This window comes from Streptomyces sp. NPDC005393 (genome assembly GCF_040606675.1).
In the GTDB taxonomy this organism is placed as follows: domain Bacteria; phylum Actinomycetota; class Actinomycetes; order Streptomycetales; family Streptomycetaceae; genus Streptomyces.
Genome location: NZ_JBEXFG010000015.1, coordinates 139,089 through 139,627, shown reverse-complemented (window position 1 = coordinate 139,627; position 539 = coordinate 139,089). Strand labels below are relative to the sequence as shown.

The 539-nt window shown below is 69.6% G+C and carries 1 protein-coding gene and 1 rRNA gene; both read left to right on the top strand.

Translation table 11 applies throughout. From position 1 onward, the window contains the following. Positions 1 to 93 (top strand): 5S ribosomal RNA (gene rrf / locus ABZS71_RS15890); the annotation flags it as partial. Positions 94 to 330: 237 nt separating this feature from the next. Next, on the top strand, positions 331 to 539 hold a 209-nt coding region (locus ABZS71_RS15885; RefSeq protein WP_356210464.1), incomplete at its 3' end, for a hypothetical protein.

Sequence of the window (539 nt, the reverse complement as noted above, 5' to 3'; positions counted from 1 at the left end):
ACGCCCGGTTACATTCCGAACCCGGAAGCTAAGCCTTTCAGCGCCGATGGTACTGCAGGGGGGACCCTGTGGGAGAGTAGGACGCCGCCGAACAATCTTTGGAGGACCCCTGGTCCCAGCGTTCATGCTGGGACCAGGGGTCCTTTTTGTTTTGCTGAGGCCGCATCGGTGAAGCCGATGCGGGAGAATGACTGTAGTGCTTGAAGACAGGAGTCATGTCGATGTCCACCAACCCACCCGACGACCGGTCGGACCGCGAGCCGCGGCGCCGGGACGCCGGCGACCGGCGGGACTCCCGCGACTCCGGACCGCGCCGCGACGGTGACCGTGGTGGTTTCCGCCGTGACGACCGGGGGCGGGACGACCGCCGCGACGACCGGTCTCGTGGCCCGCGTCGTGACGATGATCGTGGCGGCCGTCCCGGCGGCCATGGTCGGCCGGGCGATCGGCGTGATGACCGAGGCGGTCGCCCCGGCGGCGGCTATGAGCGCCGTGACGACCGGTCGCATGGACCGCGCCGCGATGACGGTGGCTCCCGC